This window comes from Imperialibacter sp., from assembly GCF_040222385.1.
Taxonomy (GTDB): domain Bacteria; phylum Bacteroidota; class Bacteroidia; order Cytophagales; family Cyclobacteriaceae; genus Imperialibacter.
The window spans coordinates 228,177-242,841 of sequence record NZ_JAVKDF010000027.1; the positions used below are offsets into that span (position 1 = coordinate 228,177).

The following is a 14,665-nucleotide window of genomic DNA, read 5'->3' on the forward strand; positions in this document are numbered from 1 at the left end:
CATTACATTGATATGAGAAAATTGCTACTACTTCTACTTTGTCTGGCATTCACACAGGCCTGGGCACAAGTGCAAAGCCCGAAAGAATTTCTTGGCTACGAACTTGGCGAAAGATTTACCCGCCATCACCGGGTGGTGGAATATTACCAGCACGTGGCGGCTAATTCTTCTAAGGTTGTCCTCAAAGAATACGGGCGCACCTTTGAAGATCGCCCACTGGTTTATGCCATCGTTACCAGCGAGGCCAACCATCAAAACATTGAAACCATCAGAACCGACAACCTGAAACGAGCCGGTTTGCAAAACGGTAGCCCATCTACCAACGTTCCAATTATCTGGCTCAGCTATAATGTGCATGGCAATGAGTCCGTTTCCATGGAAGCCAGCATGGCCACTATTTACGAGCTGGTCACTAACAAATCTGCCTGGCTCGAAGAGGGTGTAGTGATCATGGATCCATGTATCAATCCTGACGGAAGGGATCGCTACGCCAACTACTACAATCAGTATGGCAACAAGGATTACAATCCCGACCCTCAAAGCAAAGAGCACAACGAAGTGTGGCCCGGCGGCAGAGCCAACCACTACCTGTTTGACCTTAACCGGGACTGGGCATGGCAAACTCAGATCGAGTCGAAAAAGCGAATCGCAGTTTACAATCAGTGGATGCCACAAATCCACGTCGATTTTCATGAGCAGGGTGTCAACAGCCCTTACTACATGGCACCTGCCGCCAAGCCTTATCATGAGCTGATCACCAAATGGCAATATGACTTCCAGGTAACTATTGGTAAGAACAACGCCAAATACTTTGACCAAAATGGCTGGCTGTACTTTACCAAGGAGCGCTTTGATTTGCTCTATCCTTCTTATGGCGACACCTATCCGGTGTACAACGGGGCCATTGGCATGACCTACGAACAAGGCGGCGGCGGACGTGGTGGTTTAGGCGTACTTACAGCCGAAGGAGATACTTTAACACTGAAAGACAGAATTGCCCACCACCACAGCAATGGTGTTTCAACAGTGGAAGTTACGGTTGCCCACAAGAGCCAGGTACTTCAGGAGTACCAGAAGTTCTTCAGTAACAACGTCAACAGCTTTCCAGGGAAATACAAAGGGTTCGTGATCAAGGGAGATAACAACCCTGACAAGCTAACTGCTCTTGCTAATTGGCTCGATGCTATGGGCATAGCCTATGGAACAGGTGCAGCAGGCAAACCGCTAAAAGGATTTAATTATCAAACGCAGGCCACAGAATCTTTCAATCTAACTTCCAGCGACCTGGTTGTAAGTAACTATCAGCCGAGAGGCGTTTTGGCCAGCATTCTGTTTGAGCCAAGCACTTATGTGGAAGATTCCAACACCTATGATATCACAGCCTGGGGCGTGCCTTACGCCAAAGGCCTTAAGGCTTATGCAGTAAGCGAGAAAATTACGCCCGGAACTGGCAAGTACAGTGCTCCCTCAGCTGAGGTAACTTCGGCCGACAAAGCTTACGCTTATATTGCCCGCTGGCAAACGCTGGAAGATGCTAAGTTTCTAGCCCAGCTGCTCAAAAACAAAGTGAAAGTTCGCTATGCTGAAACGCCATTCTCCATCGGCGGAAAAAACTACGAAAGAGGTACGCTTATCATTACCCGTCGAGGTAACGAGCAGCATGCTTCCCGCTTTGATGGGTTGGTAAAAGGGTTAGCCAAAGAATACGGCCGTTCGTTGGATGCCACCACTACTGGCTTTGTTGATTCAGGTAAAGATTTCGGCAGTGGCGATGTTCACTACATCGACGCCCCTAAAGTGGCAGTACTGGCCGGCAACGGTGTTTCCTCTTTGGCTTATGGCGAAACCTGGCATTTCTTCGAGCGCCAGCTCGACTACCCCATCAGTGTACTCGACACAGATGATTTCAGCCGCTTCGACCTGTCGGGCTACGACGTGATCATTATCCAAAACGGCAGATACAACGGGCTGGGCGACGGCTCTATGAAAATGATTGACGAATGGGTGCGAAACGGCGGAAGGCTGATACTTGTGCAGGGTGCACTCAACAGCTTTGCTGATCGTGACGGCTATTCGCTGAAGCGCTATGCTGACGACGACGAAAAAGCTGCCCTGAAAAAGCTGAAGGAAAAATGGGAAGAAGCAGACGCCAGCGTAAAGTATGCTGACCGTGAACGAAACTACATTCAGGGAATTATCCCCGGGGCTATTTACAAAGTAAGCCTCGACAATACTCATCCACTGGCTTATGGCTACGGCAACTCCTATTTCAGTTTAAAAACAGCCGAGAGCCGATTCGGCAAATTGTCAGGCGCCTGGAACGTCGCCTATATCCCGTCAGGCGCTAAACCCGTAAGCGGCTTTGCTGGCAACAGGGTACAAAAGGAACTGGAGAACTCACTAGTCTTTGGCGTTGATCGCATGGGCGGTGGCCAGGTGATCTATATGTCTGACAATCCATTGTTCCGGGCATTTTGGGACAACGGAAAACTGTTGTTTGCTAACGCTGTTTTCTTTGTGGGTCAATAATTGATTATCAACTAATGTAAATGATATGAAAAAGCTATTGTTTATAGGATTTCTGGGGCTTATGACTGCCTGCTCGCCGGGTACTTCCAACACAAAAGAAGGTGCTGACACACTGAAAGCTCAGGTTAGCGCTCCTTCGGATTATGATCCGGAAGCAAAACTAAAAGAGCTCGGCATCGAGTTATCAACTCCTTCGGCACCGGTGGCCAACTATGTGAATGCCGTCCGTACGGGAAATCTGGTTTTCCTTGCCGGCAAGGGTCCGTCGAAACCTGATGGGAGCTACATCACCGGGAAAGTGGGCGTTGATTTAACTATTGAAGAGGGTTATGAGGCTGGAAGGCTTACTGCCATTAGCCAGCTTTCGGTATTGAAAGCAGAACTTGGCGACTTAAGAAAAGTGAAGCGCATTGTGAAAGTGTTGGGCATGGTCAACTGTGCCTCTGACTTTACCGATCAGCCCAAAGTAGTCAATGGCTACTCTGATCTGATGGTGGCAGTGTTTGGAGACAGAGGCAAACATGCTCGTGCCGCAGTTGGGATGGGCTCACTGCCAAACAACATTGCTATCGAAGTGGAGATGATTGTCGAAGTAGAGTAGACATTTTAGATTTTAAAAAAATGGAAGCCCGGGGTCATTGCTCCGGGTTTTCTTTCTTTAAGACGCTGCTTTGGATGGCGAAGTCTTTCGTCAGCTCTTGCGGGGCAATAGAGGGGGGAGAAAATTTATTCTTGAAAAGAACATTCCATTTGCAACAAGTAACAAAGGTCTACGTCTATAGAGTTGGGCAAATGATGTAATTAAAGCTAAGATTATTACCTGGGAGTAGCTGTTTTTTTAGTCGCCAGTTTGGCACCTGGAAGCGGTGGCTGCCATTTTTATCTCACCACTATCAACTTTATGAACACCCTCGGAAATTTGCTCTGGATTATTTTTGGAGGAGGCATCTTCCTGTTTTTCGGCTACGTAATTGGAGGCATTGCTCTTTGTCTCACTATCGTAGGCATCCCATTTGGTTTTCAATGCTTTAAAATCGGCATACTAGCCCTCAGTCCTTTCGGGCAAAAAGTGGTTACTACCGAAAGTAACTCCGGTTGCCTGGCTGTGATCATGAATGTGGTCTGGCTTGTCACTGGAGGTCTTTGCGTAGCAGTCACTCATTTGGTTTTTGGGCTGCTAATGTTCATCACCATCATTGGGATACCGTTTGCTACCCAACATATGAAATTGGCTTCTCTGGCCTTAACGCCATTTGGAAAAGACCTCCGTTAATCTGTGGTAGCATAAGCCTGACTAGTTTCGCATTTTCCTCAACCCAGTGGAGTTGATGATTTTGATATTGCTTCCTTTAATTTCTATCAGCTTTTCATCTTTGAAATCAGAGAGGGTTCTGATGACAGACTCAGGTGCTGTGCCAACAATATTGGCGAGATCTTCCCGGGGAATGTTCATATTGAATTCTTCTCCTTCGTTCTTTTCTTTGAACTTATCTTCCAGCATCACCAGAGCCTCAGCCACTCTTTTTCTGACCGAGTTGTAGGCAAGCTTCAGGATTCTTTCCTCCATTTCCACCAAATTGTTGGAAATCATTTTAATGAACCTGATGGAAACATCACGGTTGTTGTTCAGCAGTTTGTAGAAGTCTTGCTTTGGGATAAGGCAAATTTCGGAATCCTCCATGGCCATGGCCGACTCTGTGTAGTTAGAGTTCTGCAAAAGATCGATGTATCCGATAAAATCACCCTCTTTAAAAAGGCCAGTGATGTACTCTTTGCCATCGTCGTTGGTTTTGTATGTCTTAGCTTTTCCACTGTTGACAAAAAAGAGCCCGTGTGGCAGATTCCCTTCGTAAAAGATTATTTCTTTCTTCTTAAATTTTCTGATGGTTCGGTCGGCCGACAAATGGCTCAATTCATTTAACGCCTTTGCATCATTCATAAAATCTGCAATGCCATCCACATCGTTGGAATACTCCTTTCTGGCAATCTGGTTTTTGCGAAGCCGCAGTTCTATGATATCCAGCAACTCCACATCGTCAAAAGGCTTAGTCAGATAGTCGTCGGCACCCATACTCATTCCTTTTCTGAAATCCTCTTTTTCAGATTTGGCGGTGAGAAATATAAAAGGGATGCCGGCTGTCTCAGGTAATTTCCCTAAAACACGAAGCACACCATAACCATCCAGCTCAGGCATCATGATGTCACAAATGATCAGATGTGGTAATTCCTTCTTAGCCTTTTCGATTCCCTCCTTACCATTGGCTGCTGTTATCACCTCATAATTGGAGAGCTCAAGAATCTCAGCGGTATTCTCCCGCATTTCCATATTGTCCTCAATAAGCAATATTTTAGTCATAGCTAGGTTGTGTTATCGGTATCGCCACCCTGAATTCGGTGCCCTTATTTTCTTCACTGCTAAATTCAATATGTCCGTTCATTAGTTCAATATATTTCTTGACAATATTGAGCCCCAGGCCTGTTCCCTGTATGTTGATGGCATTGTTGGCCCTGAAAAACCTATCGAAAAGATGTTGCTGATCCTTCTTCGGAATGCCAATTCCCTCATCTTTAACCGTGATTTTCAGGAGCCCATTCTCTCTACTCAAACCTAGGTGAATTTTTTGCCTTTCTCCAGAATATTTCGACGCATTGTTGAGCAAATTGATCAAGATATTCTTAGTCATTTGCTCATCAACGTAGATTTCTCCAAATGTACCTTCCGATATACTCAGAAGTATCTCCTGTTCTTCCTTTAAAGTAGGGCTTATCTGAGAAATCACCTCACTAATCATTTGCTCCAAATCAAATGATACAGGGTTAAATGTCGTTTTCCCTTCCTCCAATTTTCCCAAAGACAAAAAGTCGTTTAGAATATATGTCAGGTTATTTACAGAAGATTTGATACGATGGACGTGTTTGTCTATTTTTTCCTTTTGATCCGAATCTGAAATATAACGGCCTATTAGAGACACTGAAGAAAGGATAGTGCTTAGTGGTGTTCTGAATTCATGAGACGCTGTTGTGACAAACCTGCTCTTGAGTTCATTGAGCTCCTTTTCCTGATTCAATGCCCTGAGTACTTCCTTCTCTGCTCTTTTCCTTTCGGTAATGTTTTTACAAACAATCAATAGGTTCTGTATTTTCTCTTCGTCATCGAACAAAGGGACGGCATTGATCTGATACTCCCTTTCGCCGTTGGCTACCGTCACTTCCATATTCAATGGCACACCTTCAATTACCTTTTTCAAGTTTCTAATAAAGGTTTCTTTTTGGTCGATAAAAGTCATCGAACTGGCATACGACCCAATCCAATCCTGCTTATTACCCATTTCAGGCTCTTCGGCTTTCCCATCTACAAGGAGGAACCTTAAATCCTTATCTAACACACACAGCATTCCATCTGGAAAATTACTGGCTATGGCGCTGTATATTTTCTGGCTTTTTCTAAGTGCCTTTTCAGCCTGTTTTCGTTCGTCTACTTCTTTTTGAAGTGACTCATTGGAATAGGAAAGTCTTTCATTCGCTCTCGCCAAATCACGAGTCCTTTCCATCACTCTTCTTTCCAATTGTTGATTCAGCTCCTTTATTTCGTTCAGATTGAGAACGTGCTGAATGCCGTACCTTATCGAGCGTTCCAGCTGATCTGGATTAATCGACCCTTTGACCATATAATCGACAGCTCCAAGCCTTCTGGCCTCTTCGTCAATTTGCAGGTCGCCCTGGCCGGTTAGTAAAATGAACGGCCCCATAATTCCCTTCTCCAAAGAATACCGAATGAGGTCAAGACCGCTTTCAGCACCAAGCCTGAAATCGACCAAATAGGCTTCGTGCTCATTTTGAAGAATTTTCACTTTTGCCTTTTCAAAATCAGGCTCCCACGCCAAAGTGTATGCCCCGGACGGAAAATCGGCTATGATATCCCTGGTGATTAGAAAGTCTTCCTCATCATCGTCTATCAGAAGTATACTTGTCGATGACCGATGCTGATAATTAGTCATGGTTTGCGGGAAGTTCTACGATTTCAAACCAGTAGTGGCACAATGTATCCATAATCTCGACCAGCGCCTTGAACGTAACCGGCTTAGTGATGAAAGAATTCACCCCCAAGTCGTATGTCTGCATGATGTCTTCGTCTGCCTTAGAAGTGGACAGTACTACAACGGGGAGAGATTTAAGCAGCTTACTCGATTTTATTTCTTTCAAGGCCTCCCGGCCATCTTTCTTGGGCATGTTGAGGTCCAAAATGATAAGTCCGGGGGTTGGAAACTTTTCTTTGTCGGTATACGGGGGGCGGTTAAAAAGATAGTCCATCAACTGGACGCCATTTTCAACAAACTCTACCCGGCTAACCAAACCGTTTTCATCAATTGCTTCTTTAGCCAGCAGCCTGTCCTCCGGGTCATCTTCGGCAATCAGGATAAGTATTGTATTGTTTTTTGAGGTTTTAGTTCTCATGTCTGGTTTGTCTTTTTGATAGAGTTAGAATAAACGTAGAACCTACTCCTGGTGTGCCTATTGCTACGATGTCTCCGCCATGTCGGTTAGCCACTCGCTTGCAAATGGCCAAGCCTATTCCGGAGCCTTCGAACTTTTGACCCTCCAGCCGTTGAAAAATATGAAAAATTCGATCCGCATATTTTTGATCAAAGCCCGTTCCGTTGTCCTGGAAGGTGATTTCAACAGTCTCGTCTCCAGGGGTAGCCGTCAGGTGGGCCTGCTCCTGAACAGCCCTGGCCGAGATCTTTATTCTTGGCTTTTCACCATCTTTCACAAACTTGATGGCATTTGAAATCAAGTTTTGAAAAACCTGTGCTAACTGAGTATAATCTCCGTCTATAGTGGGCAAGTCGGAAGCCTCTACTCTAGTTTCTGTTTGTTCTATGAGCAGCTCAAGGTCGGTGAGCACTTCTGCCAAAACCTGATTCAGATCAACCGGTACAAATTCTCGGGTCTTTGATGATATTCTCGAGAAAGACAAAAGATCATTAATAAGCCGCTGCATTCGGCCGGCGGCGTTCAGCATTCTAGCCAAATAGTCTTGCCCTTGCTCCGACAAGTTTGGAGCTTCTTTATGAAGAAGTCTGTCGCCAAAAGCCTGTATTTTTCTTAAGGGCTCCTGTAAATCATGCGACGATACATAAGCAAAATCTTGTAGCTCCCTATTACTTCTCTCAAGCTCGGCGGCGTATCTCCGCAGTTTTTCCCGTGATAACTTCAGCTCTGTGATATCGTGAATGATACCTGTGAAAATCGTTTTTCCCTCAAATTGAATTTCCGTAACACTTAAGTAAAGAGGAAATTTAGATCCATCTTTCCTCTTTCCGCTCACCTCCCTACCTATCCCAATTATTTTCTTTACGCCCGTCGTCCGGTAGTTTTCCAGGTAAGTGTCGTGTCGGCTTCTATCTGGTTCAGGCATTAACATTTTAATATTCTGACCTAGTACTTCCACTGGTTCATAGCCAAACAGCCGGGCCGCAGCCGGGTTCATCGACTCAACAATTCCCTTTTCGTCAATCGTGACTATTCCATCAATGGCATGATCAAAAATGGCGCTAAGCCTGGCCTCTGATTCTCCGGTGGAATAGTTTTTCATGGATTAAATATTATCAAGAAAGTGCTGTTTAATAGAGTCCGCTGTAAGAGTGTCCACATTTACAAATCAGTAACAACATCAATATGGATTGTAGATATTTTCTTCTTTATCGGAAGAAGGTTTCCTCAATAACTATATGCTTGACGTCTTTTCTGCTCCTATTTTGTAAAGATAAAATGAATTTTGTAACCGTCTTATACAAGTTCGATCTCTTGAGGCGATAAATGAAAAAGCATTGACAAATGCCAATGCTTTAATCGTTTCTCTCAAAGAGTCTTTGATGATCAGTTAAGTAACTCGAAAATACCAGCTACGCCCTGTCCACCGCCTACGCAGGCGGTGACCATACCATATTTTTTCTTCTGCCTTCTCAATTCATTGAAAATCTGAACTGACAGTTTGGCGCCGGTGCAACCTAGCGGATGACCAAGCGCTACAGCACCACCATTCACATTTAATTTCGACATGTCGAAATCCAGGTTTTTGGCAACAGCCAATGCCTGAGCTGCAAAAGCCTCATTCAATTCAATCAAGTCAATGTCTGCCATTTTCAGGCCAGCTTGTTTCAACGCCTTTGGCACTGCGGCCACCGGCCCTATCCCCATTATTCTTGGTTCCACGCCAGCTGCTGTATAGGCCAACATTCTGGCAATAGGCTTCAGATTGTATTCCTGCACCATTTTTTCTGACAACACCATCACAAAAGCAGCGCCATCAGAAGTTTGTGAAGAGTTACCCGCAGTTACCTTTCCCCCCATTCTGAAAACAGGCTTTAGTTTTGCAAGCACTTCGAGACTAGTATCTTCTCTTGGCCCCTCGTCGGTATCTACCACAAAGTCTCTCGTCTTTTTCTTACCGTCTTTGTCCACATATGTTTCGTGAACATTGATCGGCACTATCTCATCTTTGAATTTTCCCTCCTTTATTGCCTTGATGGCTTTCTGATGAGAGTGATAAGAAAATTCGTCGGCGTCTTCCCGGCTGATGTTGTAGTCTTTTGATACTTCCTCGGCCGTTAAGCCCATGCTGATATAATAGTCTGGGTTTTCGTGGGCTATTTTCCAGTTGAGTGCGGTTTTATACCCCATCATTGGCACCATCGACATCGATTCGGTACCGCCTGCAATAATGCACTCTGCTGTTCCGGCGTGAATTCTTGCAGCAGCAATGCTTATCGCCTCCAGGCCTGAGCCACAATACCGATTCACTATCATGCCGGGCACTTCCATCGGCAAAGCCAGCAATGAAATCATTCTGCCCATTTGCATGCCTTGCTCGGCTTCGGGCACAGCGTTTCCTACGATAAGGTCGTCTACCCTTTTGGCATCAAAGCCCGGAACCGAAGCAACCAGGTGTTTGATGACATCTGCTGCCAGGTCGTCGGGGCGGGTAAAGCGAAAGCCCCCTTTTTTTGACTTTCCAACTGCCGTTCTGTAGCCGGCCACTATGTATGCATTCATAATTGTAGTCTTTATCTGGTTAACAAAACTTAGTTCCTCAAGGGTTTCCCTTTGAACAAAATGCTGTGAATTCTCTCCACCGTTTTCGGCTCGCCGGTCAGGCTAAGGAATGCCTCCCTTTCCAAATCAAGCAGGTATTGCTCCGACACTTCCGTCGGCGATGAAAGATCTCCGCCACTCATGATGTAGCCAAGTTTTCTGGCAATCAGGGCATCGTGCTCCGAAATATATTTTCCGTACAGCATACCAGTTATGCCTGCTTCGAACAAAGCCAGTGACGATTGACCATGTACTTTGATATCCTTTCTCTCCAGAGGCTGAGTATAACCAGCTTCCGAGAGTTCGATGGCTTTCCCTTTTGCATCAGCCAAAAGGCGGGCCCGGTTCAGCGTGATTTCGTCCGACGGTTTGATATAACCCAATGCCTTGCCTTCGTGTGCCGAGGTGGCCACTTTGGCTGTAGCGATGGTCATAAAATATTCCTGCAAATGATTCAGCTCCGGATCGCCAGGGGCATACGAGTCGCTGGCCCGGAGTGTCATTTCTTTTGTGCCGCCGCCCGCCGGAATCAAACCTACGCCAAATTCCACAAGGCCTATGTACGTTTCGGCTTGTGCCTGAATAGCGTCACAATGAAGTGAAAGCTCGCAGCCTCCACCCAGCGCCATGCCCGAAGGGGCTGAGATTACAGGCACGGAAGAAAAGCGGGCCCGCATCATGGTGGTTTGAAACTGGCGGATCATTAAATCGATTTCGTCAAACTCTTGGTCGGAGGCATACATGAATAGCATGGCGAGGTTGGCACCAGCTGAAAAGTTCGCCCCTTCATTGCCTATCACCAGGCCCCGGTAGTTCTCCTCTGCTTTTGCAATAGCGAGATTAATTCCCTCAATTACTTCCTGACCGAGAGAATTCATTTTTGTGTGAAATTCCAGATCCAGAATGCCATCGCCAATGTCATAGAGTGTAGCGCCAGCATTTTCCCAAACAATCCCTTTTTCTTTGAAGGCATCAAGGATAATGAGTCCTTCTTTTCCGGGGATAGGTTTGTATGCTTTTGAGGGAATGTCGTAATAAAGTTTCTGGCCTTTTTCAAATTTGTAGAAAGAGGTATTGCCGGCCGCCAGCATGTCATGAACCCATGGAGCTACTTCCATTCCAGCGGTTTTCATCTTTTCGGCAGTCGCTTTTACACCTACCAAATCCCATGTTTCAAAAGGGCCGAGCTCCCACGCAAAACCAGCGCAGACAGCCTGATCGATTTTGTAAAGCTCGTCGGCAATTTCCGGAATTCTCATGGAGCAATACCTGAACACATCATAGAAGGTTGCCCTATAAAACTCACCGGCTTTATCAGAAGCATTGATCAACTTTGGTAAACGCTCCTTTACACTTTCAATGTCTTTTACTTCTTCCAGGGATTTAAAGGAAGCCTTGGTTCTTGACCCATATTCAAATGTCTTCAGGTTCAACTCGAGAATTTCCTTCTCGCCTTTTTCGTTGACCGTCTTTTTGAAGAAGCCTTGTTTTGTTTTGTCGCCCCACCATTTTTTGTTGTAAAGCTCTTCTACAATTTTCGGTAGTTTGAAGGTGGCCTTCGACTCGTCTTTTGGCAAGCCCTGCAACAAATTTCTCGATACATTAACTGTCGTGTCGAGGCCTACCACATCCATGGTTCGGAAGGTGGCCGATTTTGCCCGGCCGATAACGGGGCCGGTCATTCGATCAACTTCACCGACTGTCAATCCCATTTTTTCCACTACATGCATCCCAGACATTAAAGAGTAGACCCCTATCCGATTGGCAATGAATGCCGGCGTGTCCTTGCATAGCACGGTTTCCTTACCAAGGTACAAATCGCCATAGTGCATAAGGAAGTCCACCACCTTTTGGTCTGTGGCTGGAGTAGGAATGATTTCCAGCAACCTCAAATAACGAGGCGGGTTGAAAAAGTGGGTTCCGGCAAAATGCTTCCTGAAGTCATCGCTTCTTCCTTCAGCCATTAGGTGGATTGGAATACCCGACGTGTTGGAAGTAACTAAGGTGCCAGGCTTACGGAATTTTTCCACCTGATCGTACACCTTCTTCTTGATGTCGAGATTTTCAACCACAACCTCCATTACCCAATCACATTCGGCAATAGATTTCATGTCGTCGTCAAAATTCCCTGTTTTTACCAGGCTCGCTTTCTTGGAGTCAAAAAGGGGAGCTGGCTTTGAAAAAATTGCAGTTTGGAGGGCGGTGTTTACAATCCGGTTACGAACAAGTGGATGCTCCATTGTTAAGCCTTTCTTTTTCTCATCATCCGAAAGTTCTTTCGGAACGATGTCTAAAAGCAGAACCTGAACACCAATGTTCGCAAAGTGACATGCGATCCTTGAGCCCATTACACCTGAGCCAAGAACTGCCACCTTTTTAATAACTCTGTTCATAAATTTTCTCTTCGTTAATGTAAGTATGGATCAGTTGTTTATCCTCTATGAGTTGATTGATCTGTGTGATGACGTCAAAGAATACCTTGAGCTTTTCAGGGTCGACCTGATCGATCACCATTTCGTTGAATGCTATAACCACCCTTTTTGAGAGAGTCTTCTGATATTTTCCCTTCTCAGTTAAAAATATCCGAACCGACCTGCCATCGTTGGGGTCAGGCATTTTGTAGATGAGCTCCCGCTCTTCCATATTTTTGAGCATCCTTGTGAGACTCCTTGCTTCCAGCCCCATAAGAGGAGCTATCTTGGTGGCCGGGGTGCCCTCTTCGCTTTCTATATTGAGCAACACAAATCCAATCGATGTGGTAATGCCATCATTTTGGCCTGCCTGGTTATACATCCTGGCAATGCTATGCCATGCTACTTTAATATTATAGTCAATGGTGTCTTCTCTCTTCATTCTTAAGGGATAACGGGAGTATATCAAATATAGCAAAATTTGTTATGCATGCATACTATTTTTGCCCAGCATTTGATCAAGTTAGAAAAGTGTATTTATTGATTGAGGTCACCCCGAAGCTCCCGGAATCTTTTGCGGGCCTCGGCGGTGTAAATACTTCCCGGGTAGGTCGTAAGCAGTGCTTGAAAAGCTTCCATGGCAAGTTGCTTGTTCCCTAGCTGCTTGTCGATAATTTTGCCCTTTAGAAATAGCGCATCATCTCCAAGGATATCTGTAGGGTAGCTGGCAAGTACCTTGTCAAGAAGTGCAATGGCTACTTCCGGATGCCCCAACTCCTGATTGATTTGTGCCATTTTGTACCAAACCTCATCTGTAATTCTATGGTTAGGAAATTGGCTAAGCAACGAGTCAAACCCCTGTAGGGCTTCAATTTTCTTGTTTTGGAAAAGCATCAAATCAACAGCGGCAAATTTCTTCATTGCCCGCTCCGTGGTATCCATAAGTGTATTGTCCTGAATCAACAAGCTAAGGGCCATGGCGTCATTTGAGATTTCCCGGGAAGTCGCAAGTTTCAAGATATCGAGGTGGGCTTTCGCAAGTTCAAAATCACCATTGTAGTAATTAAGCTTCGCATTCTTGAGTTTTGCTTCATAGCCAACCAGGCTTTCTTTGCTGTCTTTCTCCACCTGCGAATAGAGTAGCGTTGATTCCCACGGCTCTCCTATCAGGAGATAAATATCCCCAAGATCGAGTTTGCAACTGGAAACCAATTGCGGCTGAGCCCTCGGAAAATTGATAATGTCTTTTAGCGTAGAAATTGCCTGATCCTTTTCATCGAGATAAAAAGCATATAACAAAGCCTTGCTTCTGAGCGCTTCCAGGGTGTTGCTGTTCAGCCCCGAATCTTTGATAAGATTATCATAGTCGGCAATCAAAGTTCTGATGGCGGTGGTGTCAACCGGATAAGTGTTTTTAACTTTTCCTTCCCTGGCTTTTATCAACATCCTTCTTGCCAGCACATAATTGGAAGACGAAGGATATGTTTGAATAATCCATGAGAAAATATCTTCAGCATCTTCAAATGCTCCGTTGTCAATTGCAATAATACCAATTTCGAGCACTCTCGACCCCTCGCCTTTCTCCCGGCGATCAATAGCTCTGGCTTGTGTAAACGCACCAAAAAAGTTTTTCTGCTGAAGTTCTGTCCAGATAAGCAACTCGCCATAAATAATATCATTAGGACTCTTTTGCACCTTCTGGATAAGAATAGTTTCCAGCGCTTCCAAATCTTCCGGTTCTGTGAGGAGGTTCTGCAGAATATTCCTGACGTAGTTGATATTGTTGGGATTTTGAATGGCAAAGTTGAGATACTCTTCCATCATTTGCTCCCTGTTGTTGAGCAGGCGATAGATATTTGCCAACTCAATAGAATAAGCATACTGATTGCCAGACGATTGCCTTCCTGCCAGGTAAGTTTTGAGAGCATACTCTCTGAGCTGCTTCGAGATAAAAGTTTGGGCTGTAATCCGAAGCTTGTAGTTATCCCCTTTTATGCCTGCTATCACCGACTCAAATTGGCTATTGGCTTTATCGGTCTTCCCGGCCGCCTGATATACCATGCCCAGGTCAATCTTATAGATTAAGTTGCCCTCATCTCGCTTAATTTGTTTCTCTACGTAGTCTTCTGCTTCCTTGTAGTTTTCAAGGTTGATCAGGAGCGCCAGGTAATTATTATGAACAAAAGGGATATTTCTGAAATCCTTCACCAGGTCTTTATAAAGATCAAGGGCCTTATCAACATCGCCCTGGCCCAAATATTCATTGGCCAGATCTATTTTAGCGTTGTCCTGGGCAAAACTTAAAGCCGGCGCAACGAGGGTCAGCATGGCTACTATTATCAGTCGTTTAGTCATTTATCCACATTTTCTGTTTTCTAATATATATAACTAATTTTTTAAAAGATTAATTGAAGAGTATTATTAAGTCTGTGGATTTGTGGATAAGAAAATTAGCATGAGTTAATTGTTGATTCAAGTGGAGTTTCAAACAATATGTTAACATTGAAACGGATGTGATAAGCAAATGGAGTGAGTTTGTTGATAGGTGGGGGTTTGGGTGTGTGGGTATCTTTATTCCGGGACTGTGTTGGTAACCGGTAACTGAAATGTGTATAAAGCTGCTTGTTTGA

The 14,665-nt window shown here is 45.0% G+C and carries 11 protein-coding genes; 3 read left to right on the forward strand and 8 right to left on the reverse strand.

Annotated elements, in window-relative coordinates; translation table 11 throughout:
* The first annotated feature begins 12 nt into the window (after positions 1-12).
* From RIG68_RS13945 to RIG68_RS13955, 3 genes are all read left to right on the forward strand, one after another.
* Complete coding sequence (locus RIG68_RS13945) at positions 13-2,529, forward strand: M14 family zinc carboxypeptidase (RefSeq protein WP_350123233.1); 2,517 nt, start codon at positions 13-15, stop codon at positions 2,527-2,529.
* Between the two features lie 25 nt (positions 2,530-2,554).
* Complete coding sequence (locus RIG68_RS13950) at positions 2,555-3,130, forward strand: RidA family protein (RefSeq protein WP_350123236.1); 576 nt, start codon at positions 2,555-2,557, stop codon at positions 3,128-3,130.
* A 300-nt stretch (positions 3,131-3,430) separates the two neighbouring features.
* On the forward strand, positions 3,431-3,802 hold the full coding sequence (locus RIG68_RS13955) for a YccF domain-containing protein (RefSeq protein WP_350123239.1): 372 nt from the start codon (positions 3,431-3,433) through the stop codon (positions 3,800-3,802).
* Positions 3,803-3,823: 21 nt separating this feature from the next.
* Here RIG68_RS13955 and RIG68_RS13960 read toward each other — a convergent pair whose 3' ends face one another.
* From RIG68_RS13960 to RIG68_RS13995, 8 genes are all read right to left on the reverse strand, one after another.
* Positions 3,824-4,885 carry a response regulator gene (locus tag RIG68_RS13960; protein ID WP_350123242.1) on the reverse strand — a complete coding sequence of 354 codons (1,062 nt, stop codon included), beginning with the start codon at positions 4,883-4,885 and terminating at the stop codon, positions 3,824-3,826.
* Entirely contained in the window at positions 4,878-6,527 is a 1,650-nt protein-coding gene (locus RIG68_RS13965; RefSeq protein ID WP_350123245.1) for a sensor histidine kinase, read from the reverse strand. Before RIG68_RS13965 ends, RIG68_RS13960 begins: the two co-directional genes overlap by 8 nt.
* Positions 6,520-6,984, reverse strand: coding sequence for a response regulator (locus RIG68_RS13970; RefSeq protein WP_350123248.1), 465 nt, complete (start codon positions 6,982-6,984; stop codon positions 6,520-6,522). Before RIG68_RS13970 ends, RIG68_RS13965 begins: the two co-directional genes overlap by 8 nt.
* Complete coding sequence (locus RIG68_RS13975; RefSeq protein WP_350123251.1) at positions 6,974-8,125, reverse strand: sensor histidine kinase; 1,152 nt, start codon at positions 8,123-8,125, stop codon at positions 6,974-6,976. The genes RIG68_RS13970 and RIG68_RS13975 overlap by 11 nt, the downstream gene beginning before the upstream one ends.
* Positions 8,126-8,409: 284 nt before the next feature.
* A complete protein-coding gene (locus RIG68_RS13980) occupies positions 8,410-9,585 on the reverse strand; it encodes an acetyl-CoA C-acyltransferase (RefSeq protein WP_350123254.1) in 1,176 nt (391 codons plus the stop codon).
* Between the two features lie 29 nt (positions 9,586-9,614).
* Positions 9,615-12,017, reverse strand: a complete 2,403-nt coding sequence (locus tag RIG68_RS13985) for a 3-hydroxyacyl-CoA dehydrogenase/enoyl-CoA hydratase family protein (RefSeq protein WP_350123257.1) — start codon at positions 12,015-12,017, stop codon at positions 9,615-9,617.
* Positions 12,001-12,477 (reverse strand): MarR family winged helix-turn-helix transcriptional regulator, encoded by a 477-nt coding sequence (locus RIG68_RS13990; protein WP_350072480.1) that lies wholly within the window; start codon positions 12,475-12,477, stop codon positions 12,001-12,003. Before RIG68_RS13990 ends, RIG68_RS13985 begins: the two co-directional genes overlap by 17 nt.
* Before the next feature lie 95 nt (positions 12,478-12,572).
* Positions 12,573-14,390 carry a tetratricopeptide repeat protein gene (locus RIG68_RS13995; RefSeq protein WP_350123260.1) on the reverse strand — a complete coding sequence of 606 codons (1,818 nt, stop codon included), beginning with the start codon at positions 14,388-14,390 and terminating at the stop codon, positions 12,573-12,575.
* Positions 14,391-14,665: the final 275 nt, after the last annotated feature.